The sequence below is a fragment of the Bifidobacterium sp. ESL0822 genome (assembly GCF_052606675.1).
The window spans coordinates 548,105-573,895 of sequence record NZ_CP199596.1; the positions used below are offsets into that span (position 1 = coordinate 548,105).

Consider the following 25,791-nt stretch of genomic DNA (forward strand, 5'->3'; position numbering starts at 1 on the left):
GCTAAACGAATTTTATAGCATGCACGCAGAAGATCGCCGGGTGTGTAGACGGTCGTTATTGGGTTAATTAGATGAGAAAGGTGATGTTAAAGCTCTTACATCTCCAACAATCCCCGATAGGAGCGCACTGCTTTCGTCCTCATTTCGAGTGCATTCAACCATGTTGCCATGAAATACAGGGTTTGTGCGGTGTCTGTTATTCCAGTTTCTACGGTGAGAGCAGATTGCCTGTCCAGACTGTTGCAGCTTGGCTCGTGAAATGATACTGATGATGAAGGACCGTGTTGGCGGGTGCTTGATTTGATCTAAATCATCTTTGAGTCCTTCAACGGATTCAGGAAGTTCTTACTTGTATCCTGAGCTGTCATTTACAGTCTCTTTTAGCTCACGCATTGCATACAGGAACTAACGGTGGTAGATAGGTCCTCCCTGCCCGGCATACTTTCTGCCAGCGTATGAACCATAGGCAAATATGAGTACAAGGGCGATTGCCAGAGCCGTTCCACAGGTCCAATAGAGCCTGACTCCGCTATAAGCCAGGGCAGACAGGATCATGACCACGCCCAGAATCATGAAGAGCACACCGCCAAACTGCTGACAACGGCGCCAAGCCTCGCGGCTGGAGTAGGCACCTGGCACCCGAAAACCGCTGATGCCATTGGGTCTGATTTTAGGAGCAAAATTGCCGATGACTATGAGAGCCAGACCGGTCAAGAGAATGACGACCTTATCAATGCCGAAATCCGTCGGCCACCAGTTCAAATGAGGATCGGCAACGGCTATGGAGAACGTATCTATAACCGCGAAAACAATCTGCATGTATAGCCCACCCAGCAGAAAAACGGTTAAGGTATGTCCCGCTTCATCACCACGTTTAATCAAATATGCGCGCAGGACAAACATCATGATGGTCCAGATCAGCGCAATGACCAGACAGATGCATGGCATCCAAACCAGCTCCTGGGGAGAGCCCCAGCGATCCACCTGGTTCTTTGCATTCCAATGAAGCGGGACCTTTTTATTCTGCAGACGATTAACCACTATGCGGGTTACGCCCAGCATGATCATCCCCGGCAACCACTGAGCCACGACCAGGGTCGGGACGAACCGACCCGCTTTGCCGCCATCTGCCATGAAAGTCCCCTTAGGACTCCGAAACCGCCGTCGAACCAGTTCCCTTGCTCACAGTCTGCGGCTCGGGCAGACTTCTCTTGTCGCTGGCGCTTGTCCGCAGGCGGTAGAGCCACTGAATGGTGCTGTCCAGCACACTCAGATTGAGTTCGTAGATGACCCTGGTGCCCTGCTTGTGGCCGACAATCAGGTCTGCTTCTTTCAACTTCCTCAGATGATAGGACAGCTTGGATGGCGTCATTCCCAGCTTTTCGGCCAGGCGTCCAGCCTCCATGCCGCCCTGCTCCAAAAGATCCAGCACACGACGACGCAGGGGATCAGCCAGAGCCGCTGTTGTTTCCTGAATAGCCATAAGTCTCCTTTTTCGATGATTTTCTCTAGTATTTGCATGCTAACATTGTTTCAACCAATATTGTATATTTTCTTCAACTTTTATCTGCTTTTCACTCACTGAGCGCAAAATATTTGACAATCGAGGGGACTAATGCCTTACGCGGGAACACTAAACTGTTGAACATACCTGCTTTTCTGAAGCCGAGGGTGATTGAGAGGAACATTGGCTCAAACCCGGTGAGCCGGACCTGATCCGATGTCATGCTACTATGAATAACTTCGGCGAATAGGAGAATTTGCGGCATGGGCGAAAATGGAATAAAAGTCAACATTGGCAAGGCCGCCATCTTCGACCTCGACGGCACACTTCTGGATTCCATGGGAGTCTGGAAGGAAATCGACCAACGATTCTTTGCTCGCCGCAACATCCCCATGCCGGACGATTACGCATCTGTAGTAGCCTCCATGCAGACCGGTGCCATTGCCAGATACACCATCAACCGCTTCCACCTTGACGAGCGCCCAGAAGATCTTGTGGAGGAGTGGAACGAGGACGCACTCCTGCTCTACGCCACAGCTGTACAACCCAAGCCACACGCACTCGATTACCTGCAAGCGCTAAAAGCCAGCGGAGCCGCCCTGGCTGTGGCAACCAGCCTCCCTCCCCGCCTGCGACAGGCTGCTCTGAAGCACGCTGGGATGACCGATTGTTTCGACCAGGTCTGTAGCGTGGATGATGCCAAAAGCATTGGCAAGGAGGAGCCGGAAATCTATCTGTTGGCTTCGCGGATGTTGGGCGTACCACCTGACCATTGCACAGTGTTCGAGGATCTTCTGGTCGCCGTCGATTCGGCCAAGCGCGCTGGGATGAAGGTCTGGGCCATGTACGACCAGTCTTCGGCCAAGGATTGGGACTCCATCCGCTCTGAGGCCGATGGCGCTATCACTGATTTCGCCCAGGCGCCTGCCATTCTCTGACTCGCTCCGCACCGGCTGGAGCCGGCTGTTACCATGAAAAGCGTCAAATAATTCGGTGGAGGCGTTATGGGCAATTCAGGCAAGGTAAATGCTGATTGCTCAAAGTGGCTGTACTCACGTTTGCTCGCTCGTCTGGGATTGCAGAATTGGTGGCCGGCAGAGACTGACTTCGAAATGATGATAGGAGCGGTGCTGGTCCAGCATACAGCCTGGGGGAACGCAGCCATGTCCATCGAGCAGCTGCGCAAGGCCAACCTGCTCAACCCCTGCAACATGGCCGACGTCAACCTGGCAAGACTGACGAACCTGATCAGATCAAGCGGCTTTATGAAGGCCAAGGCACGCACCTGCAAAGCCCTGGCTCAGTGGCTGCTGGCTCACGGCATCCGCACGGCCGATGTCGAGGACTGCACGGATGAAGGCCTGCGTGACGACCTGCTCACCATTGCCGGAGTCGGACGCGAGACGGCGGATGTCATACGGCTCTATGCATTCGGCCAGCGTTGCTTTATCTGGGACGCCTATGCACGCCGGATGATGGTCGGTCTGGGGTGGGCCTCCTTAAGGTCATACCAGGAGGGCGAAGAGTACGAGGCGGATTTTATTCGGGTTGATCAATGGTCACTGAACGATCTGCGTGAATATCATGGGCTGATTGTCCAAGCAGGTAAAAACCATCGCAACCCCCAGGCCTACGCTGCCTTCCTTAAGGAACTTGGCGGCCCACAAAGCTCCTCCAAATGAGTTGAATCGTTGAGGTTCGGCCTATGACGTGCATGCAAGGATGCATACGATTTATCACAAGACCTATGACGATACCTCAATACGCCACCTCTACATAGCAACCCTTATACGGCACCCCTATACAGCACCTATATATGGCTGCATCTTATGACCGTATTCCCGTGTGACAATCTTGTCCGCACCTCTGTGAATCGCGCACAATAAGGATTTGACTTGACTTCGAGCGGATTGAACTCCGTAGACTATGTTTCATCCGCATACTTGGCAGATATATATGCCAGGTAGTGAAGAATGGGGAGCAGGAGCATGAAGGCAGCAAAGTTTGTGAAGCCAGGCCGCATCGAGCTGGAGGAAGCGCCGATGCCGACTATCGAAAAGCCCGGAGATGCTGTGATTCGGGTCGTCCGGGCCTGCGTGTGCGGATCCGACCTGTGGTGGTACCGGGGGATTTCCTCAATGCCCGCAGGCAGTCACGTAGGGCACGAAGCCATCGGACTGGTCGAAAAAGTGGGCTCCGATGTCACCCACGTCAAGCCGGGCGACTTCGTCATAGTGCCCTTCACCCATGGCTGCGGGCACTGCGCGGCCTGCAGGGCCGGCTTCGACGGTGACTGCCTTGATCCGGACAGGCGGGGGAGCGGCGGGTACCAGAGCGAGTATCTGCGATTCACCAATGCGGATTGGGCGCTGGTGCAGATTCCAGGCCGGCCTGAGGACTACAGCGACGATATGCTCAACTCTCTGCTGACCCTCGCCGACGTGATGGCCACGGGTTATCATGCAGCCACAACAGCCCAGGTCAAAGAAGGCGACACGGTCGTGGTCATGGGCGATGGGGCGGTGGGTCTGTGCGGAGTCATAGCAGCCAAGCTGCGCGGGGCCGAACGCATCATTGCCATGAGCCGGCATGAGGACCGCCAAAGGTTGGCTAGTGAATTCGGTGCCACTGACATCGTGGCTGAACGCGGCGACGCTGCTGTGGAGCAGGTCATGGCCCTCACCGACGGAGCAGGAGCCGATGCGGTTCTGGAATGCGTGGGCACCGAACTGTCCACCGACACCGCTGTCAGGGTGGCCCGGCCCGGCGCAGTAGTCGGCAGGGTGGGTGTGCCGCAGCAGGCCACCATGGACACCTCTAAGCTGTTCTGGCGCAATGTTGGGCTGCGAGGAGGCACGGCCGCAGTCACCACATATGACAGGCTTCTGCTGCTTGACCAGGTGCTCAAGGGCAGCATCCAGCCAGGCAAGGTCTTCACCCAGCGCTTTGCCTTGGATCACATCCAGGAAGCCTATGAGGCCATGGACCAGCGCACCGCCATCAAATCCCTACTGCTTGTCAGCGAATGAGCCTGCAGCAGTAATCAGCTGATCCCCGCCGCTACTGACTTTGCCAGTGGCGGCGCGTAAGCATGGCTGCTCGAACATGTTCGTTATTTCGAAAACATCAGGGCCCAGTCAGGGATAATTCAGGGTAAATCAGGGTATTTCATCCCTTCTTTCGCTGATATCAATGGAATTGACTGATGACGACAAGGATGACCGTCATACAGGGTCAAGCGACGAACGAGGGCACATGACATCTGCGAGGCGAATCAGCATTACTGGGCGTAGATGCCTCGGTCTGGAAGGTCGTCGATGATCATCCAAGGGAAAGATGCAACTATGAATAACCCCAACGTAAGCGAAAGCAGAGGCCCGACACCAACGATTGAAGCTACGGGGCTGTCCATGGTGGTCTCCCCGCGCCGCGGCGATTCACTGACCATTCTCAATGACATCGCATTCACTGCCTATCCGGGGGAGATGACCGGCATCATCGGGCCGTCAGGTAGCGGAAAATCGACGCTGCTGTACTGCCTGGCTGGGCTGGAGAAGGCCACTAGCGGCACTGTGCTTCTGCTGGGCAAGGACATAACTCGTCTGGGGCTGTCGGCCATGACCAAGTTCAGACGCCAGCATCTAGGCTTCGTATTCCAGTCCTACAACCTGATCACCAGCATGACAGTCGAACAGAATCTGGCCCTGCCATTCACCCTTCGCGGATCCCGCTTTCCCAGAAAGACGGCGGATTCCCTCTTGAAGTACTTTGGCCTGATCGATCAGAAAAAGAAAAGCGTCACCCTGCTGTCGGGCGGCGAGCAGCAACGTGTTGCCCTGGCCCGCGTCCTGTTATCCGACGCAGACGTGGTATTCGCGGACGAGCCGACTGGCGCCTTGGATCAGGAATCCGGAGAAAAGGTCATATCGGTGCTGAAGGAACTCGCCAACCACGAGAAGAAAACCATCATACTGGTGACGCATAGCAATGAAGTGGCAGGTCAGTGCGATCGGTTGTTTGCCGTGCGCGATGGCCGAATCAGCCAGTCATTCTCTGCGAAAGCGCCCATGGCATGAGAGGCGCTCTGTCCGAACTCAAAGCAGCGCCCATGGTCTGGAGCGCCGTCTTGCTGGCCATGGTCGTATCCCAGACTGTCATCTGCTCCCTCATCGCGATCGCCACGATCATTGATCAGGACTATCAGGGCCCGGAGCAGGTACTTGGATCCACATACACTGGTCCCGCCTTGGCATTCAGCGTGATCATCACCATAGCTGTGCTGCTATGGGTCATGAATTCAGCACTGAATCAACGCCGGCATCAACTGGCGCTCATGGTTTTGCAAGGCGCTCTGCCTTGGCAACTGCTGGCCTGGAATCTGCTGATAGTCATGGGATTATTCATCCTGTCCATTGCAGCCACCTGCCTTTTGCTGCCGGTGATTACGCCCTTGACCTTCGCCATGGTGACAAATCCATTTGATTTGCATTTGACCTATGCCGGCAGCCACCTGTTCGATTCGCTAGGCAAAGGCCTCGCTTTCAGCGCTGCGCCCATCTTCATAAGCACCTTGTTGACTATCCGTTCGCTCTCGAAAATACGACCAATGGAAGCCCTCAGGCAATCCCAGGACCCTCCAAAGCGGATAGGCGTCTTCCGCTTCCTCCTGGGAATCGTATGCTTGATTGGTGCTGGCTGCATGTTGCTGATTCCAGCTTTTGCACTTGCAACTAACCCTCGTGCCAGTCAGATGAGCAGCGATGCCGCTCCAGATCGGATGACGGTATTTCTCGCCTTCGCCATGGGCGGCATGTTCCTCCTGATATTTTCGCTGGCAGCTTTCGCGCCATATCTCCTGCCCGGCTTCACGGCGATATGGACGCGTATTGTAGCGTTGCCATCCAGAACCTGGAGGCTGGCAGGCCAACAGGCTGTCGGCAGCATACAGCGCCAGGGAGCGACGATAATCCCGATGACTGCGGGTCTATCATTGCTGATGACCGTCAGCGGAGGGTTGAGCACAATGATCACCACCTTGCTAGTCGCTTTTCCCCACACACCAGGCAGCGTTCCGGCGACCACAGACATGTTTGCGAGTCTCTTGGCGCTCACTGGACCGCCAATAATCATCGCGATAACAGGTGCAATTGCAGGCACCTTGATCACTTCCAAAGGCAGAGGACTTGATCTGGCGCTGACCTACGTATCAGGTGCTGGAATCGGCCAGCTCAGAGTATTGGGCGCGCTTGACGGCATCATCACTATGATTACCAGCGCACTGTTCTCCCTGGTCATCACATTGCTCTGCACCTCATCCCTGACTTTCATGCTCTCACGCTTCATGGGCAAAGCACAGATGAGCGTGCAATGGGGCGCATGGATCGTAGTGGTGCTCATCGTATCCCTGCTTGGTGCCGCAGCCACAGGAATCCAAGCTCTGACCACCAGGTTCGAGAACTCAGTCAGTGTCATATCTCATGCCATCGGCGAATAATAAAGCCTCGCTGCATGCACGCGAATACATATTTGAGCCACAGCGGGCCTGCCGACCTCTGTCATTCCTCCATGTCTATTGTTAAATAAATTAAGTCGGTATATGCAGCGCTCGGCTTGATGAATTTAATTGGTAGATACAACTGTGAGCACTTGATGGCTTTCCACCAATACAGGTAAACACAGGAGTATGCGACGATTTCCTACACGCGAGCATTTGCAAGGCCCATATAGGGTACAGTCGATGGCAAACCGAGACCGGTGACAATCAACCAGTCAAATCTTGTCAACAACAGACAAATGGAGGACCGTCATGGCGCGACCGACCACCAAGGAAGAACTCATCAAGGCGGCTGATGATGGCTTCGACAAACTCGTGGCGTTGCTTGAGCCGCTGACACCCGAAGAACGCAATGGCCGCTTTTCCTTCGACCTGAGCAAGGAGAAGGGGGCCCATTGGGCACGCGACAGGAACATCAAGGATGTGCTCGTCCATCTCTACGAGTGGCATCAGCTGCTGTTGAACTGGGTGGAGGACAACCAGCAGGGCAGGACCCACGACTTTCTTCCTGACGGCTACAACTGGCGCAATTACGGCGAGATGAATGTCAAGCTGCGAGACAAGCATGATGACACCACCTACGATCAGGCCTTGAACCTGTTTATCGAATCCCATAAGAAGGTCATGGCCCTGGCGCAATCGTTCACCAACGAACAGCTGTTCACCAAGGGCGCCCTCCCATGGACAGGAAACTCTACCTTGGGCTCTGCCTTCATCTCTTCAACCTCCAGCCATTACGACTGGGCCCTGAAGAAGATACGTAAATACTTGAAAGGACGCAAATAAGCGACAGAACACCCAAAAGAAGCGGCTTTATACACAGTCAATAATGGGTTGCCATGCGATGGGATTCACAGGATGGGCGATCCTAAAAGCAGCATTTCAGCATATTCGTAATAGCAATGGAGCATAACCGCGACAACCGCTTGCATAGCAGTATGCACGACGGCGAAGGACGCATATCCCCATAATGGCGAAGGGACATCATCGAAAGGACATCATCAGTGAAACGATCTCGCATTGATCCAGATACTGATGACATAAGGCTGATCAAGATGGTGGCTGACGGAAATGAATCGGCTTTTGAAGCACTTTACCATAAGTATGCGCATACCGTCCAAGCCTTTATTTCCTTGCGAATATCCGACGATGAGGATGCCGGCGAAGTTTTTGCTGACACTTGGCTGGGCTGCTGGCGTTCCTCAAAAACCTTCCGCACAGACAGCAAGGTGCTCACCTGGATACTCAGCATCGCCCGGCGGCAAATCTATATGAAACGTCGCAAACCGAAACCACCTGACCAAATGGATCAGGCGGAACTTGACTCAATAACCGATGATCAGCTGGAGCCTGTAGAACTGGTCAATAAGGATCTGACGATGGAAATAATACGGCAAAGGATTGATGCACTCCCAGCAGAAATGGCATACACGGTGACGCTGGCCTGGCTCCACGAGTTACCCTACACGGAAATAGCCTCCCTGCTCGACGTCCCGGTTGGGACTGTGAAATCTCGCATTGCCCGGGCAAGACAGATCCTGCGCCCGCAGTTGACCGACCTCGCTCCTGTCAAAACTCATAAAGTGCCGAGCCAGAGATAATTGAAGGGGTGATTATGACAGACCGATATAAGAGCAAAAGCCCAGACAGCACAGGCCCGGTCACCGAAGAATACCGGGGTGAAGTTCAAGAGGCGCTTAGGGAAAAAGAGCAGAATGTTCAGCCGGCAGTTCCGGCTTTTACTAGCGTACTGAAGGCCATCCACCAGAAGCCGTCGCTGGCAACGGATCAACCGATACCATTCATGCGTCGAGTGCGTTCCTGTGGCCCGCTTGTTCTGGCACAATTACGCCTCATACCGCGATATATCTTACTGGTGGAAATTGCGATAGCAGCGTGCTCCGTTTTAATTAGCAACCTTATGCAAGGTGCACGTTACGGCAGTCTCGGTCTGCATATCTTTTCAAATATGCTCATGCTCAACATGGCACTGACCATGATCCTGGTTTTTTCCATTAAAGATGATCACGAATTAATGCTCAGTATGCCCCTTGGACCTCAAGTTGTAGTAGCTACTAGACTGCTCCTGGCCTTTATCTCCAATATTGTCGTCGGGGGAGCAGCCTTATTGATTGTCACTGCGATCAACCCTGGAATAAGGCCCCTGCCGGTTATTGCCCAAACGATAGCCCCCATAACACTCCTGGCGAATATCGTGGCCCTTTTATGCATATGGCAATGCTCTTGGATTGCACTGCTCATAGGGGTACTTGCACCACTATTGAGAACTTTGCAGAACTTTAGGTCATCATTTTTCCTACCGGCATGGGTCAATTCGGTACCCACTACAACCGCAGCCTGGGCAGGGACCATCCTACTGACAGTGGGACTCCTATCTGCTGTTATCCTTACAGCCCCTCTTGCCTGGCATACTCGACTCGCCGCTGGAGACAAAAATTAATGAACCTTTCCATCCTCTCTCGCTACTAACTAAGCAGACAGGACAAGCAGCGAGCAATGTCTGGCGGCAGCCGAGGCCAAAACCAGATATGAGGAAGGTGGACGAGGTTGGCTTTCGTAGGTATACAGCTCAAGAGGTTTTATAGGCTGGTATTACTGCCATTCATACTGACCGCAGGTATTCTTCTTGCGGGCTTCGTACTGGAAGGCAGTTGGTCACCGGGTCGCATACGGCCAGTTATGATAGTTCTCACTCAGGTGCCAGTAATTGCTGCTGGCCTATCTACAGCTTTTGTGCTCAATGGTGACCCAATCGTTGAACTTGCTGAGTCAACTCCAACTGGATGGCGGAAAGTTCAAGTGACCAGGCTGCTTATCATTACCGGAGCATTTCTTGCTGCCGCAGGCCTTCTTTTTATCGGCTTGCATATGATGCGACTTTGGCCACGTGACATGGGATGGGTGAGCATCATTACCCCGGTTGGCAGTATATTCATTGTCAACTGTCTGGTTTTCCTTATAGCCGTACTCACCACGTCTATGCCAACATCGTCGCTGGCTTCCATGGCTATTTGGCTGTTTTTATGTTTTATATGGGATCCATACATAACCGATCCGGTCCGGCAACGACTCATTCCATTGTTTATTGCAACAGCAGGAGCCATCTTCGGATGGAAAATCTGCAATGATGCGGAGCGCAATGTTATAAAGATGGCAGCCCTATGAGGATACTGAGTCTTGTACGCATCACGCTACTGATGTTTTATCGGCGTAAAGCCTTATGGATAGCCAGCATGCCGCTGGCGCTCTTCGCCCTCTTTTTGGCCTATGCTTCTCCTATGTCACCTGGATTCAGCAACACAGATGGTCTTGTCTTTACCGGACAGGTTCTTGCTATGTTCACCCCGTTGGCATACGCAGCAGCTTTTAGCGACCTTATGACTGCCGGTAGGCGAACAGGTATGGACGAACTTGAATCCACCTCCCCCTTGCCGATGGCCGTCATCCGCTCAGCTCATGTCTTGGGAGCCTGGGTCATCTGCATATCATCTTCCCTGCTCTTCCTTCTATTGATCGCAATCTACCAAGCCTTTAACGGCAACGGCAAGGCAATACTGGTGGCCCTGGCAGTAGCATTTGTCATACTCGCGCCATCAATACTGATTGCTATGGGGATATCCGCCCTGCTGGGAGCCCTGTTGCCCACGATCGTAGCCCGAATTCTTGCCGTCCTGGTATGGGCTTGGCTTGCTTTCTATACCCCCCTCTTACCACTTCCAACACTCAATGGCGGCCCCCTGGCAGTCATTGGCGATCCCATTGCGCAGGGATGGTTTCATACCAATCCTATGTACATACCGGCGAACGGCCCCTTTACCATCCAATCAGGAGTCATATCCCTGCTCTGGCAGGTGTGTATTATCTTCCTCCTTTTCACTGGTGCAAATATGGCCTCCAACCACGTGAAAGTTCGGGTCTGACTATCTACCGTCTTTGAAAGGAATTACCCACATGTTTATCTCGATTGACCATCTGACCAAGGATTTTCGGGGGAGACCGGCCGCTTTGAACGATCTGACCGTTGATCTTCCAGAGGGCATGATAGGGCTTATTGGTCCAAATGGTGCCGGCAAAACAACCCTCATGCGCATTCTCACCGGAATAATCAAACCGACTAAAGGTAAAGTTTTTATTGATGGACAGGACCTGTCCTCGCCGGCCAATAGGCGAAATCTAAAACGTCACTTGGGTTATCTGCCTCAGCACATCACCCCTTACGAGAACCTGTCGCCACTTGAATTCCTTGATTATATCGGCGTCTTGAAAATGATTGACAACAAACACGTACGGCTGGAGCAGGCACATACCCTCCTGGGACAAGTGGGATTGGAAGACGTGATGAACCTACCTATCCGGGGCCTATCCGGGGGTATGAGGCGCAGGGTTGGCATCGCACAGGCACTTATGGGCGACCCCCAGCTGCTGGCAGTCGACGAGCCCACAGCGGGGTTGGATCCCGAAGAGCGCATGCGGTTCCGCACACTCCTTGCCCAACTGGGACAGGATCGAACCGTTATCCTCTCCACCCACATACTCGATGATGTTGCACAAACCTGCCCTTGGGTGTGTGTATTACGTTGCGGACGCAACCAGTATGACGGGCCGACAGAGGGGCTGATCCATGAAGCTGCCGGTCATACCTGGGTCACGCCCCCCATCGCGGCCCCACCGGAAAATGCCACAATCATCAACGCGGAACCCACCCCACAGGGGATAAGATACCGCATAGTTACCGATACACCGCCCGCGGGCTCTGTAGAAACCGCGCCCAACCTTGAGGACGGATATATGGCTTTGGCCAGCGAGCGCTAGAAACCGCCTCTTACGCAAGAACACCCAATACTCAAGTGTGAAAGAAGGTCGAATGATTATAAAGCGACTCAAGCAGAGCTTCAGAACCATTTTGCTTATATGCGCCACAATTATGCTGACAGTGGGGGTTGTCGGCTGCACTGATGGCATGAAGCACCCTGAAGAGTATTCCACTGATGGAAGCAATAAGGTTGCAGCTACCAGCAACCCACAAACAATTTCGAAAGAAGATCTGGGTCACACCTGGCCTCTTAAAGTTGATGAGGGCACCGTGTCATGCAAGCTCAGCAAGCAGGGAGACCCCATCCTCCGCTTTACCACCTCAGATGGTGAACAGTACGCACTGAACCATGTACAAGACAATGAGCATCTCAAAAGCATTGAAACACTAAAATCAGACAAGAGTAAGTCAGTAGGAACTCTGATGAGTTTCGCCTTCTCGGTCTGCAACATACCAAAATAAACCAGTTTTACAGAGCTTTGCGGTTTGTCCTCTTCAGGTAGCCTAACTGATCTTACCGGGTCCAGAGCAACCTGCCAGATTGTGTATCTACATTCTGTTACAGCCGTGCCATTCAACTGGCTGACAGCGCTGTTGGAATGCACCTCTTACCACCACGTTCTGCCGGCCATCGAGGCTGGAGCCAATAATTATCTGCTCAAAGACATAGAGCCTTATGTTTTAACCCACCAGCCGTTAGGTACATCTAATCGTTGCTCTTAGAATCAAATCATGACGGAGGAGGGCTTGAACTTTGCTCATTGACCGTGCGAATTCAGATAAACTTCGGTCTGCTTTTTATCGACAGCCAAGGCAGCCGTAAGGGTAAGGGCCAGGCCTTCTGGAGTGTGAATCCTAGCTTCGAGCGAGTTCCACGGCTTACGTATTGGAGCTGAAGTGGATCCCGGACGAAGGCGCTCACATGCATCCACAATCTTGCCGATCTGCTTTTCCGTGACTGCTACGCTCAGGCTTCCTATGGACTCCATCTCTGTGTCAGGGCTGCCAGCTTTGGGGCCACTCTTGCGAATCAGCACATCCTGAAAGGCCCAGCGCCGCAAGTGAATCATCACGCCTGGCATGGTGTATAAATTGATGAAACTCAATCCCTGCGTCCAGAAAACCTCTGATTCTTCTAGATCGTTGCTATACAGGCACATGAACATGGGCATGAGGTAAATGCCCCTATAAGGCTCCGGCGGCTCCGCATCCTTCCCTGGCTCCGGCACAGGACTTATGGCTGCACCTGTATAAGCAGTAGCTTTGGGCTGGTCATGGTTGTGCATGGTTACCTCGTTCCTTAATTGAAGGATTTTCAATTGGGTTGTCAAACAGAAAACGTGATACGTAGATGGAGGACACTGACTGCGTCACTCCCATTTAGCGGTTGACGGATCTATCCCGATTGCACGAGCCTCAGCTTCGATTGCAGCAAGCATCCATTGCGCCAATCCAGGTTCCAGTCGTTCATAGTGGGATCTAAAACGTGGATCAGCCACATACATGCGTCCAAGAATGACGTGCATGGAAGGCGTTACGTGAAACCATGACAGAGCCTGCCGATGCTCGTCAATCAGTTCGAGAACCTTATCTGAGGACGGTGGCAGACCTTTTCGCTTGGCTTGTGCAAGCTCACTTTCTACATTTTTGAGCCAGGCCGTGTCCTTTTTCCGCTCTTGCTCGGAGCACATGGCTTTTCGCTCCGCATACTCAAGCCACTGCCTGCTAGTACCCCAGCGTTCGTATGCTTCCGAAAAGTACTGGTCCTCCTGATCGGTCTTCGTGGCGGCTGAATCATTACCCGACTTCCCCTCGGCAAGGGTTATGAGCCGGTCCAAACGATCCGCAGCTTTCCTAAGAAGCTGGATTTTCACCTCAATCCGCGAACGCTGACCTCGCAACTCATCCAAGGCCAGCGGTGCCTTGCACTTGAGCAATGCCTTGATTTGTCGGGCATTGAAGCCCATCTCCCTGTATGTCACAATTCGCTCCAGCTGTGCGACGTCATCCTGCAGATAATGCCGGTAATTCGACTGGTCGCGAAGGGGTGAGATCAGTCCTTCCTGCTCCCAATGGCGCAGCATTCTCCGACTGACCCCAATAAACTCAGACATCTGACCGATGCTCAAGCCGTTCTTGTTGCCCTCGCCACTGAATTCGCTCTCCCGTGTCATGCCTTGACCCTAAACCCTGCCATTATGTCAAGGTCAAATCGTTTGTTTTCTGGGGGATGGGTGAGTGAGTGCATACACACGCCGGCCCCTAGCGTCCCAATACCCAATAACAGGTTCTTGATGAGGACGCTTTTGGTTCTGCTTGTTTGCAGAGTAGCCCCTATTCAATCATGAAGACGACTAAATCCAGCAAGACTCTTTTCCTATGGATACAAATCAGCCTCATCAGCAGCGACTTGTCCCCTGCAGGGGACAGTTTCTTTTCCCGCGTTGAAGGATTGCGCCCGCCGAACTTGCATAGAAATCAGTTGAATTCCGATTGGAAGGAGATGCGCAATGGCATATACGGACGGAAACAATGACCCGCAACTGGCTGTGGCCACACAGGGGTTGGTCAAGGCCTATGGCGGATTCAAAGCCGTGGATGGGCTGAATCTACGGGTACAGGCTGGCGGAGTCTACGGACTGCTGGGACCAAACGGAGCCGGAAAATCGACAACCATGAAACTCCTCCTGGGATTGACAAAACCGACTGCTGGAAGCATATGGATGCTTGGACAGCAGGTCGGAAAGAAGAGCAGGATCCAGCCGGGCCGTGTGGGCTCCATGATTGAAGGACCCAGCTTCTATCCAGGCCTATCAGGTCTCGATAACTGCCGCATGGTAGCCGATTATCTGGATCTGCCAGTTTCGGCTGCCTCAGAAGTGCTCACCAAGGTTGGATTGCGGGGATACGAGAAGAGGAAGGCGGGCGCCTACTCTCTGGGGATGAAGCAGCGGCTGGGCATCGCCATGGCGCTGATCTCGCATCCGGAGCTCCTGCTCCTGGATGAGCCCACCAATGGCTTGGATGCCGAGGCAGTGGTCGAGGTGCGACGAATGATTATGGACTTGGCCGCCTCGGAGGGGGTCACTGTCATCATCAGCAGCCATATCCTGTCGGAGATTGAAAAGATGGCTCCGGTGGTTGGCATCATTGCCGATGGTCATTTGCTCTACCAGGGAACTTTGAAAAACCTGCGGGAAGAGGGTCATATCGATCTACGGGTGTCCGATCCTGGGCTCGCATCAGAGATGCTCGAAACTCAAGGCATTCACCACGAATATATCAGGAAGAGCGCAACCCTGCGCATTCCCGAGATACCCGATCCACAAATCGGGGCGCTGGTAACTCGACTGGTTTCGCATGGTCTGCAGGTATACCGTGTCGCCTCCGAACGCAAAAGCCTGGAAGAGGCCTTCCTCGAACTAGTGGAAAACCCGCGGAACCATATTTCACAAAACTATGTCTTACAGAACCATGTAGCGCAGAGTGGTATGAAGCCGTCCGGTCTTAAACGGAGGAGCACACGATGAGCTCTGTCGAATCAATCTCCATGCGGTCCGAAGAATTTCGATTGGGAAAACCGCCACGCCCATCCCATCCAGGAGGGCTACTTGTTCTGCTTTCGATGGAGCTTCGCAAGTTGAAAGGCTCCTCATTTTGGTGGATGGCCTTGGGCATGATTGCCCTGGTTTCGGCATGGTCGGGCTTGGCCTTCATGAAACGAGCCGAGTCTGCGAACCCCGCCACTCGTACCGTAGCCCTTGCACAAGGTGAGATATTCCAAACTGTCGGTCTGCTGGCACCCATCCTTGCAGCGCTGCTGACCAGCCGGCTTGCCGTCATGGAGAGCAGCGAGCGCATGGATCTCAAATGGCGATCCCTAGGCCAGAGTGCGACTGGGAGGTTTCTTGCCAAGCTCGTAGTTGCGGGGTGCGCGCTTACACTTTGCTTCGTAATTCCTCTGACTTGGATACCGTTGACGGCTTCAGCACAAGGGTTTCATATCGAGGGCAGTCTGGCCGAATACATACTCCTTCCGACACTGATTGCCTGCTTCTCATCCATGGCTGTCACGGCCATACAACTCGCCCTCTCCCTGACTATCGAAAGGCAGGCCATAGGCCTGGGACTGGGTGTGATAGCCGGTCTGATCGGGACTGGACTGGGCCCGATGAGTATGCCGGGTCTGGGCTGGTTCTTCCCAGCCGGGATCAGTTCCGCGGCCAGCCCGTTCCTGTTTTCAGCCAGCTCTGATGGTTTTGCCAGAATGACCTTGGTCACCAACCCCTGGATGAAGGTCCTGACCAGCCTTCTGGTCTGCATTATCTGGTCGGGAATATCAGCATTCGTCATCAAGGTCAAGGAGTCAGACCGATGAACAGACAGTACTCGACAAACACCATAACCATTAGCCCGATGAATCGCGCAAGGCCATCGATCACTGCCGCCTTCAGATGGGAGATCCGCAAGGCCGGCAATACTTGGTACTGGCTGGCCACAGTGCTCTTCGACGCCATAGGAATATTCAACGGTTGGGACCAGTACCAGAGCTACAGACCGGACTTCCAGGTTCAAGGAGTGACCTGGGCTGCGGTCTGGGGGCAGGCGATCCTTCTGCCAAGTATGGTCTTCATACCAGTCCTGGTCGCAGCCTTTGCAGCCCAGGTTGAAGCCAACGAGCACAAGGGACGCAACTGGCAGCGCCTTAATGCCTCCGGCATGGTCGGGACCGCCATAGTCGGGAAGATGCTGCACGGACTGCTGGCATCCCTCCTTACCGTCGCCATTTTCGAATCCGAATTCATACTCGTGGGTGTTCTGGTAGGAGGCTTCGACCCTGCGGAACTCGGTCCCTATCTTATGCGTGGCGTACCGATGACGTTGTCAGTGTGGGCCATTATGACTCTGACCCAAGCCATAGCTGCCAGAGCCGAATCCTTTGCCTCAACCATGAGCATCATGTTTCTGCTCACTCTGGCAGGCTGTGCGCTGTCGGTTGCCGCACCTGCCTTGGCACTGCCTTATCCGCTGGCCCTGATCACCACTGCATCCGCAGCCCGTGACATGGGCAATATCGCGTCTACGGCCTCTATGGCGGCCTCGTGCATGACGGCAATCCTCTGGGTGCTGATCAGCCTCCTTATATTCCGGCACGAGGCCCGCAGAGCAGTCTAATTTTGATGCAGAGTCAATGAAGAGAGGATGCAGCACTCGTAAGGTCGCATATTTCAGTGTCTGACAGCATAATGGACTACCAGCAGTTACCAGGAAGAGGCTCGTCGATGAGGGCAGACAAGAAGACTCAAGGTTGGATTCAGTTATGGAACCGGCCATATACGGCCTTCGTGGCAGTCTTTCTCTGCGCCATCTACGAGACGATGATGCTGACCAGGCTGATTCTCGCCCCGGGCAGTGCCAATCGAACCCTTTACCAGGTTTTGAAGTCTGACAGCTGGGGCTTGCCCCTGTTCGTGGTCATTATTTTTGTCGCACTTGTCACCCTATGCCTGCGCCGCCTATATCCTATGGCGACCCTACTGGTTTTCAGTGGCCTGCTTGCCCTGACTGCCGCAATCTATGGCTCGGGATGCACCTACCTGATCATTCCCTGGCTCGTCAACCTCTACGCCTGCGCTGTAGAAGCCAAAAGCATGGCATCATTGGCAGCTGGACTGTGTAGTTCCACCATTCTGGGTCTGCTCAGCATTGCACTCTCTGCCAACTGGCATCATGATGTCCACTTCACTGACCTTCTATATCCGACTGGTCTGGCATTCGCCCTGTGTCTGACAGCCGCCTTTTTCTCACGCTCAGCAAGGCAGTCACGCATGTCGGCGCAGGCGCTGGAGGAGGAGCGCTCGCATGCCCAGACCCTGGCCCGCGAGCGGGACCAAGCCATGTATCAGTCCAAGGTCGCCGCCGATTTGCACGACAGCCTGGGTCACGACTTGACCGCCATCATCGCCCTATCCGAGGGGATGGATCATGCCAGCGGTAAGCCGGAAATTGATGAGGCCATCTCGATGATCAACGACCTGGCACGACAGGGATTGGACGATACCAGAACAGCTGTAAAAACCCTGCAATCAAAGGCAGAACCTGAAAACGACCCAGCGCAGTCCATAGGGGAGGAGCATGGCTGGAATGACATCAAACCCATCCTCGACCACGCCCGTCATGCCGGCATCAGCACTGCCCTGACAGAGACAGGCCGTCGACCACAAGATCCCAGGCAGGCCAATCTTGCTTTCACTGTGACCAGGGAGGCGATCACCAACGCTCTCCGCCACGGACAAGGAGTCGATCGTATTGTGGTTTCCTGGGATCACGACAGCCAGGGCGGCACAAACATTACCGTTCGTGATGATGGCCAACTTTTGAACAACGATACTGACAACAACGGTAGCAACGGTACAGGCCTTGCCAGGTTAGGAGCCGAGGTGCAAGCTCATGGGGGCAGCTTCCATTCTGGTCCTGGTCCTGACGGTTGGATCTTGCAGGCTCGTATACCCCCACTAGCTGCTACGGCAGCTGACAACACGGGTAAGGAGGAAAGTGCATGATCCGTGTCATGATCGTCGACGACCAGCGCCCGACCCGCATGGGACTTGCACTCATGGTCGCCAAGGATCCAACCTTGCATGTCATAGCACAGGCGGCCAACGGCCAAGAAGCTTTGGAAAAACTGGCCACAGCCACCGAAAATCAGCAACCCCTGCCTGATGTGATTCTGATGGATGTGCGAATGCCGGTCATGGACGGGCTGGATGCCACCAGCCGTATCAAAAAGCTCCACCCTGAAATGAGCATTCTTATTCTGACCACCTACGACGAGGACGACTATGCCTTCACAGCCTTAGGGGCAGGCGCCTCCGGCTTCTTGCTCAAGGATGTCAAGACAGCCGATCTGAATAGAGCCATCCATGCGGTGCATGCAGGCGATGCCATTCTTACGCCGCGCATCACGGCCGAAGTGATCAGGAGAGGAGTCCCAAAGACAAGAGTCAGTGATGAGTCTAAGGCTCGCGAAAAATTCGCCCAGCTGGGCAAACGCGAGCTTGAGGTCGCTTCGCTGGTCAGCCAAGGCCTGACGAATGCGGAGATTGCCGAGCGCCTCCAGCTGCAGCCCGACTCGGTCAAAAAGACAGTCAGCCGCATACTGGCAAAGATCAAGGTCAGGGACCGGATCAACATCGCCGTCCTTTGGTATCAGGCCAACATGGCAAACCACTGAATAGCGCTCAATACAAGCGGGCTAATCTGTAGATGGAAAAGAACTATATCAGCCTGTATTTTTTGCGTCTTAATACATGTGTTGGCGATAGAAATCCGCCATTTTTAAGGATTGCATACAGCAGTGCAAAGAAAACGAGTACAACAAGATCAATGGCTCTATTTAGTTTGATCTGATGTGATCTGACATACAATGCAAAGTCTTGTAATAATCAGATCTGAATTCCTGCGCGAACCTGTCAATATAAAAATGAGCGGACTGAAGTATTCTCAGTCCGCTCACTGCTTTGCACTTTTCACTGCGCAAACCAGACAACTACTCGCAACCTACAGATTAGAAGTCAGTGGCTCGTCTCATCTTTATCTGGTTACCACAAACCTGGGAGTATCCCTTAGACAAGAGCTAACCCTACCGCTCAACTGGCCTGCTGCTGGCTCAGATCATACACAGTGACGCCGTCAACCGTGGTTGCGGTATAGTGCTTGGCCACCCACTGCGAGATTTGTGTGGCCGTATCGGAACCTCCCATCTGATGACCGCCCATCTCACCAGCTATGTAGTAATGAATCTGCTTATCCTTCACGTACTGCTTGAACTGTTCCAAGCTGGGGTAGGGGTCGGAACCATTGAACCCGCCAATGGCCATAACCGGCTTTTGAGAGGCCAGCTGATAGCCCGCCGCCTGCTGGGATCCAGTCGTGGCAGCAGCCAAGCGATAGGAGTCAGATGACTTTTCCAGCATGACGACGACCTTGGAACTGGACCGGCCTCCACCAAGCAGACCTCCTCCCTTCATCCTTCCTCCTTCTGATCCATCATGGAATCCAGATTTGCCGCTGCGCTGTGATGGCACGGAAGGCACACCCGAAGTGCTGGATTCCTCATGTGAACCCGAGGAATCCTGGCCCATGGGACCTGGTCCTTGAGAACCCATGCTGGGAGGCTGTTGACTATCCGAACTACCACCGGGCATCTGGCCCTGCTTGCTCGGCTGTCCCAGCTGATCCGTCGGGTCTTGACCCATTTGATATGAGCCCATGGGACCGCCGTCACCACCAGGTATGCCTTGCTGCATATTGCCAGGTGCCATGCCGCCTGCCTGACCACCACCATGCCGGCCACCGCCAGGAGCACCCCCGGGCATACCACCGGGGCCGCCACCCATATTCCTTGAAGTCAGACTGGGGCCGGCCAGGACGATTGATCCCATGTGTCCTTGGGATACGGTGTACAGCGTCCATGCAGCAGGGCCAGCCATAAGCCCTATGACCGAGAGAATGAGGGCTACAAGAGCGAGTCGTCGTATTCGCAACAGCCCAGCCAGGGCAAAACCGAGGGCGCCCATGAGACCGATTATGAGAATGGACCACTTGAGCCAGGAGAGCCACTGGGAGCGACCTGCCAGACTGAAATCCCAGAAGGCCGCGAAGGTGATAAGAATCGGCGTGACAATCCTGGCCCAGAGCTTGTCCCGGGCGATCCACAGACTGAATGCGCCGATGGCAACCATCGCAGCCAGGGCAGGTGCCAGAGCCACGGTGTAATACTGGTGGAAAATGCCGGCCATAAAGCTGAAAACGAGCCAGGTGACGGTCAGCCAACCTCCGAAAGCAATGACGCTGGCCCTGCGCACGTCAGTGCGGACGGCCCTGCCGATAACCAGCAAGCTGATGACAATGCCTGCGAAAGCCAAAGGTGCCAGCCAGGAAATCTGCGTGCCGAACTCGCCGCTGAACAGACGGTTAAGGCCAGTCTGGCCCCACTTGCCGCCACCGCGACCGCCACCAGCCGGCATGCCGCCACCTTCATGGCCGTGGCCGGGTATGACCGATCCTTCTTCGCTGCCGGTCAAGCGTCCGAAACCGTTGTAGCCAAAAGTGAGCTCAAGGAAGGAATTGCGCTGGGAACCACCTACATAAGGTCTGTCGCTGACTGGCACGATGACCGTCAGCAGCACCCACCAGCCAGCGGCGACGATCATGGAACCAATGGCAGCCAGTGAATCCAGGATGCGACGAACCATGCCTGTCGGCGAGGCCAGAAGAAAAGCCAGGGCAAAACCAGGCAGTACGAGCAGCACCTGCAGTTGCTTGGTAAGAAAGCCGAATCCAATCAGAGCACCGGCCAGGACCATCCACCAGGTGCGCTTTCGATTGCCAGAAGGATGGTTGGCATACTCCAGGGATCTGAGAAGCGCGTGAGTGGCACCGGTCATCAATAGCACCAGCAAGGCATCGGGGTTGTTGAAGCGGAACATAAGCGCGGCTACCGGAGTGAGCATGAAAATGAAGCCGGTGACGATGCCCGCCCAGTTGCCCCAATACCGGCGCACGGTGGCATAGAGCAGGTAGGTGGTCGCCACCCCCATCAGCGCTTCCGGCAGGAGGATGGCAAAGGAATTCAGACCAAGGATGCGCGCGGAAAGCGCCATCAGCCAAAGGGCTGCCGGCGGCTTGTCCACGGTGATGGCGTTCCCCGAGTCCAAGGACCCCCAGAGAAAGGCCTTCCAGCTGACCGAGCCAGCCTGGGCCGTAGCTGAATAGAACTCGTTGGCATACCCGGAGGCCGTAAGGTTGATGAAGAATATTGCACAGGCCGCAAGCAGCATGACACCCATTGCCACCCAGTCTTCACGAGTCCGTCGCGGCAGGATATACGCGCGGGAAGCGTGCTTATCAGCGACTGCATCTGCGCTTGTTGATCGTGGCGAATTGCAAGCCTGTGAATGCGTGGAGAAGCCATAGCTGCTGTTAGAAGCCAATGAAGCGTTCATGATAGGTGAAGTTTGCTCTTTCTGTATGAGATTTCGTTTGCTGTCAGCCGCTCAACAAGCGGCAGCTTCTTTACCTGGATTCCGCATAGGTGAATGCGGATTCTCCTTTCTGGCAGGCAAGAGGGATCCGCGCAGCTCATGCTGGCGGATCTGATCCCAGACGGCAGGGGAGTCCAGGTCGACGCGAAGCTGCTCGACCGCTCGGGCCTCCATACCCTCCCTGACCCGGTGCATGCCTTCCAGATCCTTCTTTACCGTGTCTGGAATGTCGACCGTCGAGCCGGCATCCTCCACCCAGCGAACAGGCAACTCCAGCATGGTCATTCCGGCCTGCTGGGCGCGCACAAGCAGCTCGGTATTGAAGAAACACTCGTCATCTTTCACCTGAGGCAGCAGGGCATCGCAGCCTGGGCAGTAATGGCCTTGAAACCGCACTGTGCATCATGAAAGGAGACCGCCAGATATGAGCGGAGCATGAGGTTGTAGGTGCGCGAAATGAATTCACGTTTGGGGGAGCGGGTGACCTGAGACTGCGGCATGAGACGCGAGCCAAAGGCGATGTCAGCCCCGCCCTGGAGCAGAGGAAGAATAAGGCTGCCCGTAGAGCCGATGTCGGTGGATAGATCCACATCCATATATGCGACGACTGCCGCCTTGGAGCTGAGCCAGGCCTGTTTCAGGGCGTAACCGCGGCCCTTTCTCGCCAGGTGCAAGGCACGAACCTGGTTGGGGCACCAGTCGCACAAAGACTTGGCTATCTGCCAACTGGCATCAGTGCTGGCGTTGTCCGCAATCACGACGTTCCAGCTAAAGGGTGTCAGATCTCTGGCGTGACGATCCAGAAAGCTGCATAAGGTGGATACGGAGTCAGCCAGCTGAACCTCCTCGTTGTATATGGGAATGATAATATCGGCGTCGACCGGTTCTGGACTGCCATAAGATAGGCGAACCGGCCTCGACCATTAGGATTTGTCTGTTGCGAGAAGAGCGCTTGCTAGGCACATAGAGTTGCCCGCTGATGTTTCTTTTGAGAATATTCGTTGTATTCATGACTCATAGTAAACAGCGGCTTCTTGGGATATTCCTCGAACTTGGCTTTATAAACTGATTAGACTCCTTAAAAAGTATCATGAGGATTTCTCAATGTTTGCTGACACATCAGCGTCAAGAATCAACAATCGATAGCTTTCTGCGCATCAATCAGCTTTGTGCTGCTTGACGCTCAGCAAAGGATAAACCGCATTTAATTCCCAAACACCGTCAAGCGCCGGCACTGCTCATATACATCCGAGCTGGATCCATACCATTAATAATCCTGAAACAATGATTGTAAGAGCGACGCATCTCTTGGTTGAGCATTTTCTGATTTTTCAAGTTCATTCCCTAGATCTAATCCTGAAATGACCGCAATAGCTTTATGGGTTGGCCGCCGTTTCCACGTCGAAGACAAATGAATCAAACACTAGCTGGGCTTTCTTGGTCTTGGATTTTAGTCCTGCGGAAGATATTTAATCAGAGCTTGCTTTCTTCCCCTTCCCTTTATGCTGGCGGCCGGAGTATATGGATAATCGGAGATGCAAAAGTCAAAATTGAATTTGGGAACATAAGTACTGGGGAAACCACCCAGATACTATCGCTTCCTAATACCCGAGGTTTGTAAAATGCGAATAAGAAAGTTAGTAGAGCAGTATAGATTGCAGGAAGATATTCTGAGAAACTAACCGAAGCATTAAAGTTTATTTACTCAGTTCATGATCATGTACCGGATCAAAGAGACCGTACATGCTCCCGCTGTAAACTCCACTCTTAATTCCTGTAATTCACCGAAATGTGATACTGAATAGAAAACTGTGCTAAGAACCAAGAGCAGACTCGGCACAAACCAAAAACTGTCAATTGTCCACCCGACCGCTCTCTGACGACATTTCTTTTGCAGAATCGCGGCATAAGTTGAAAGGACATATTATGGATAGCTACGCGCGCGAGAGAGGGAGAGAAAAAAAGAGCAGTATCAGCTATATGGTTTTCTTTTTCCATCTTTTATCTCAAGCAGTAAAAGTCAATCTATCAACCATAGCAGATTCAATTAATAGCAGTGATTAGGGTAATAGCAGTGATTAGGGCTCAGCATAGCTAAAAATTTAAAAAAAAATAATATGAATAATATCAAATATACTTTCGTCCAAATTACTAACTAAATAAAATGCAGAATTAAGAACGGAAGGGCCACATTATTAGATAGGCAAATACTATTGGTTAAAGCGGACAAAACCGGTATTGGAATAGCCGTATTACACATTCTGAAAAGCCTCAATAAAAACTTACAGCCAAGAAACTTACATATTTAAAGTAATTGAATATAATCTACTGCTTCACCATAAATAACCTAATGTAAATAACCTAATGCGCTGAACGCTGACCCCTCCGTTTCTGGCATCAGTAGCTCAATATAACGGTCTTGACTCATGACTTACGTTTGATAAATAGAATTTTTTCAAATACAAGAATGTTGTGATACTCAAATAATGAATTTATCCGCGCACTTGTATCTATGACTTTACCCACTAATATCAATACGGTTTATAACCATGAACTATTTTTCTTCGGTGCTTTGCATATAGATGTAAAAGCCTGTGTGCTCGAATCACTAACTACAAATCACTCTTGACTTAAGCAAACGTTAACTCGCTCTTCTTCGCTGGAATCAACAAGAAGATATTCTCCAGCATCAAAACTGATTCTATAAATCTTTTCTATACTCGACAGGCACTTTGACAAAATCAACGGTCTGTTTTAGAGTTTGATACGAATCGAGTAAATTCGTATCGATTTAAGGACAGAGGTGTTCGCACAGTCAAAGACATGTATCTGCAGTCGTCTGAGCAAAGGTACAAAGCCCCGCGTCGACCGTTAGACGTGTCTACTTGTCTGTTATGCTGAGGAGGTGGGCTATGAGCGCCGCAACAGAATTCGCGACGTTGATAAACAATCGAAAAAAGGGAAAACGCGACAACAACAACACAGATATTAAGCCCGCATGCGGATTTCTGCTGCCATGGCTCATAGGTGCTTCTTGCCTCACGCTTATTCCCATGATAGCTTCTCTTTTTCTGAGCCTGGCAAATTACAACATGCTAAAGCCACCTCGCTTCATGGGGCTGGCAAATTATCAGCGAATGCTCACTGACCAGCGTTTTCACCAAGCACTCAAAGTAACTTTTACCTATGTTATTATTTCCGTTCCTCTCCAACTTGTTGCCGCTCTAGCCCTCGCGATTTTGCTCAACAAGGGCATGAGAGGACTCGCCTTCTACCGATCAGCCTTCTACATACCTTCGATGCTCGGAGGGTCTGTAGCAGTTGCTGTACTGTGGAAAATTATCTTCGGGACAAATGGGATAATTAATCAGACACTGCAGATGTTTGGTATACACAGCACCCAATCGTGGGTGGCGAATCCGTCTACAGCAAATTGGACGTTGATTGCATTACACGTGTGGCAATTCGGATCAGCAATGGTGATTTTCCTTGCTGGTCTTCGCCAGATACCTAAAGAACTATATGAAGCAGCCAGCGTGGATGGAGCTGGCAAATGGCGACAGTTCCAATCGATTACTATACCAATGCTCTCTCCAATAATCTTTTTCAATCTGGTCATGAGTATTATCAATAGCTTCCAGAACTTTACCCCAGCTTTTGTGGTATCCGGAGGTACTGGGGGACCGGCAGACTCCACACTTTTCTATACTCTATATTTGTATCAGCAAGGGTTTGGATCTATGCGCATGGGTTACGCATCAGCAATGGCATGGGTGCTAGTAATCATTGTTGCCATTTTTACAATCATTAACTTCGTCTTGTCGAAGTTTTGGGTTCATTATAGCGACTGATA

General features: G+C 52.8%; 25 protein-coding genes. 18 read left to right on the plus strand and 7 right to left on the minus strand.

Features of this window, described 5'->3' with window-relative positions:
* Window positions 1-405 precede the first annotated feature (405 nt).
* The gene (locus ACUIAF_RS02250; protein WP_445338899.1) at window positions 406-1,134 is read right to left on the minus strand and encodes an SdpI family protein; all 729 of its coding nucleotides are present in this window, start codon (window positions 1,132-1,134) and stop codon (window positions 406-408) included.
* Window positions 1,135-1,144: 10 nt separating this feature from the next.
* Entirely contained in the window at window positions 1,145-1,483 is a 339-nt protein-coding gene (locus tag ACUIAF_RS02255; RefSeq protein ID WP_110417199.1) for a metalloregulator ArsR/SmtB family transcription factor, read from the minus strand.
* 284 nt (window positions 1,484-1,767) lie between these two features.
* Here ACUIAF_RS02255 and ACUIAF_RS02260 point away from each other — a divergent pair, with 284 nt between their 5' ends.
* The 12 genes from ACUIAF_RS02260 to ACUIAF_RS02315 all read left to right on the plus strand — a co-directional run bounded on the left by ACUIAF_RS02260 (window position 1,768) and on the right by ACUIAF_RS02315 (window position 12,354).
* On the plus strand, window positions 1,768-2,442 hold the full coding sequence (locus ACUIAF_RS02260) for an HAD family hydrolase (protein WP_445338900.1): 675 nt from the start codon (window positions 1,768-1,770) through the stop codon (window positions 2,440-2,442).
* A gap of 174 nt (window positions 2,443-2,616) precedes the next feature.
* Entirely contained in the window at window positions 2,617-3,186 is a 570-nt protein-coding gene (locus tag ACUIAF_RS02265) for an endonuclease III domain-containing protein (protein ID WP_445338901.1), read from the plus strand.
* Window positions 3,187-3,492: 306 nt separating this feature from the next.
* Window positions 3,493-4,533 (plus strand): zinc-dependent alcohol dehydrogenase family protein, encoded by a 1,041-nt coding sequence (locus ACUIAF_RS02270; protein WP_445338902.1) that lies wholly within the window; start codon window positions 3,493-3,495, stop codon window positions 4,531-4,533.
* Window positions 4,534-4,848: 315 nt separating this feature from the next.
* Window positions 4,849-5,580 carry an ABC transporter ATP-binding protein gene (locus tag ACUIAF_RS02275; protein WP_445338903.1) on the plus strand — a complete coding sequence of 244 codons (732 nt, stop codon included), beginning with the start codon at window positions 4,849-4,851 and terminating at the stop codon, window positions 5,578-5,580.
* A 32-nt stretch (window positions 5,581-5,612) separates the two neighbouring features.
* Complete coding sequence (locus ACUIAF_RS02280) at window positions 5,613-6,998, plus strand: hypothetical protein (RefSeq protein WP_046322885.1); 1,386 nt, start codon at window positions 5,613-5,615, stop codon at window positions 6,996-6,998.
* Between the two features lie 312 nt (window positions 6,999-7,310).
* The gene (locus ACUIAF_RS02285; protein ID WP_445338904.1) at window positions 7,311-7,844 is read left to right on the plus strand and encodes a ClbS/DfsB family four-helix bundle protein; all 534 of its coding nucleotides are present in this window, start codon (window positions 7,311-7,313) and stop codon (window positions 7,842-7,844) included.
* Between the two features lie 218 nt (window positions 7,845-8,062).
* Window positions 8,063-8,659 (plus strand): RNA polymerase sigma factor, encoded by a 597-nt coding sequence (locus ACUIAF_RS02290; RefSeq protein WP_445338905.1) that lies wholly within the window; start codon window positions 8,063-8,065, stop codon window positions 8,657-8,659.
* 14 nt (window positions 8,660-8,673) lie between these two features.
* On the plus strand, window positions 8,674-9,519 hold the full coding sequence (locus ACUIAF_RS02295; protein ID WP_445338906.1) for a hypothetical protein: 846 nt from the start codon (window positions 8,674-8,676) through the stop codon (window positions 9,517-9,519).
* Between the two features lie 107 nt (window positions 9,520-9,626).
* Window positions 9,627-10,244, plus strand: coding sequence for a hypothetical protein (locus ACUIAF_RS02300; RefSeq protein WP_445338907.1), 618 nt, complete (start codon window positions 9,627-9,629; stop codon window positions 10,242-10,244).
* Window positions 10,241-10,999, plus strand: a complete 759-nt coding sequence (locus tag ACUIAF_RS02305) for a murein hydrolase transporter LrgB (protein WP_445338908.1) — start codon at window positions 10,241-10,243, stop codon at window positions 10,997-10,999. Before ACUIAF_RS02300 ends, ACUIAF_RS02305 begins: the two co-directional genes overlap by 4 nt.
* Window positions 11,000-11,030: 31 nt before the next feature.
* Entirely contained in the window at window positions 11,031-11,891 is an 861-nt protein-coding gene (locus ACUIAF_RS02310) for an ATP-binding cassette domain-containing protein (protein WP_445338909.1), read from the plus strand.
* Window positions 11,892-11,943: 52 nt separating this feature from the next.
* A complete protein-coding gene (locus tag ACUIAF_RS02315) occupies window positions 11,944-12,354 on the plus strand; it encodes a DUF2511 domain-containing protein (protein WP_445338910.1) in 411 nt (136 codons plus the stop codon).
* A gap of 296 nt (window positions 12,355-12,650) precedes the next feature.
* Here ACUIAF_RS02315 and ACUIAF_RS02320 read toward each other — a convergent pair whose 3' ends face one another.
* Window positions 12,651-13,178 carry a hypothetical protein gene (locus ACUIAF_RS02320; RefSeq protein WP_445338911.1) on the minus strand — a complete coding sequence of 176 codons (528 nt, stop codon included), beginning with the start codon at window positions 13,176-13,178 and terminating at the stop codon, window positions 12,651-12,653.
* Between the two features lie 84 nt (window positions 13,179-13,262).
* Window positions 13,263-14,066, minus strand: coding sequence for a MerR family transcriptional regulator (locus ACUIAF_RS02325; RefSeq protein WP_445338912.1), 804 nt, complete (start codon window positions 14,064-14,066; stop codon window positions 13,263-13,265).
* 336 nt (window positions 14,067-14,402) lie between these two features.
* Between ACUIAF_RS02325 and ACUIAF_RS02330 the strand changes: the two genes are divergently transcribed.
* The 5 genes from ACUIAF_RS02330 (at window position 14,403) to ACUIAF_RS02350 (ending at window position 19,126) form a co-directional block, all read left to right on the plus strand.
* Window positions 14,403-15,422, plus strand: a complete 1,020-nt coding sequence (locus ACUIAF_RS02330; RefSeq protein WP_445338913.1) for an ATP-binding cassette domain-containing protein — start codon at window positions 14,403-14,405, stop codon at window positions 15,420-15,422.
* A 95-nt stretch (window positions 15,423-15,517) separates the two neighbouring features.
* Window positions 15,518-16,270, plus strand: coding sequence for an ABC transporter permease (locus ACUIAF_RS02335; RefSeq protein WP_445338914.1), 753 nt, complete (start codon window positions 15,518-15,520; stop codon window positions 16,268-16,270).
* On the plus strand, window positions 16,267-17,067 hold the full coding sequence (locus tag ACUIAF_RS02340; protein WP_445338915.1) for an ABC transporter permease: 801 nt from the start codon (window positions 16,267-16,269) through the stop codon (window positions 17,065-17,067). Before ACUIAF_RS02335 ends, ACUIAF_RS02340 begins: the two co-directional genes overlap by 4 nt.
* A gap of 107 nt (window positions 17,068-17,174) precedes the next feature.
* Window positions 17,175-18,455 carry a sensor histidine kinase gene (locus ACUIAF_RS02345; RefSeq protein WP_445338916.1) on the plus strand — a complete coding sequence of 427 codons (1,281 nt, stop codon included), beginning with the start codon at window positions 17,175-17,177 and terminating at the stop codon, window positions 18,453-18,455.
* Complete coding sequence (locus tag ACUIAF_RS02350; protein WP_445338917.1) at window positions 18,452-19,126, plus strand: response regulator transcription factor; 675 nt, start codon at window positions 18,452-18,454, stop codon at window positions 19,124-19,126. The genes ACUIAF_RS02345 and ACUIAF_RS02350 overlap by 4 nt, the downstream gene beginning before the upstream one ends.
* A 415-nt stretch (window positions 19,127-19,541) precedes the next feature.
* Here ACUIAF_RS02350 and ACUIAF_RS02355 read toward each other — a convergent pair whose 3' ends face one another.
* The 3 genes from ACUIAF_RS02355 to ACUIAF_RS02365 all read right to left on the minus strand — a co-directional run bounded on the left by ACUIAF_RS02355 (window position 19,542) and on the right by ACUIAF_RS02365 (window position 22,807).
* Window positions 19,542-21,743 carry a glycosyltransferase family 39 protein gene (locus ACUIAF_RS02355; RefSeq protein WP_445338918.1) on the minus strand — a complete coding sequence of 734 codons (2,202 nt, stop codon included), beginning with the start codon at window positions 21,741-21,743 and terminating at the stop codon, window positions 19,542-19,544.
* A 207-nt stretch (window positions 21,744-21,950) separates the two neighbouring features.
* Window positions 21,951-22,283, minus strand: coding sequence for a hypothetical protein (locus ACUIAF_RS02360; RefSeq protein WP_445338919.1), 333 nt, complete (start codon window positions 22,281-22,283; stop codon window positions 21,951-21,953).
* Window positions 22,280-22,807 (minus strand): glycosyltransferase, encoded by a 528-nt coding sequence (locus ACUIAF_RS02365; RefSeq protein ID WP_445339144.1) that lies wholly within the window; start codon window positions 22,805-22,807, stop codon window positions 22,280-22,282. The genes ACUIAF_RS02360 and ACUIAF_RS02365 overlap by 4 nt, the downstream gene beginning before the upstream one ends.
* Window positions 22,808-24,850: 2,043 nt before the next feature.
* Here ACUIAF_RS02365 and ACUIAF_RS02370 point away from each other — a divergent pair.
* Window positions 24,851-25,789 carry a carbohydrate ABC transporter permease gene (locus ACUIAF_RS02370; protein WP_110417175.1) on the plus strand — a complete coding sequence of 313 codons (939 nt, stop codon included), beginning with the start codon at window positions 24,851-24,853 and terminating at the stop codon, window positions 25,787-25,789.
* Window positions 25,790-25,791 lie beyond the last annotated feature (2 nt).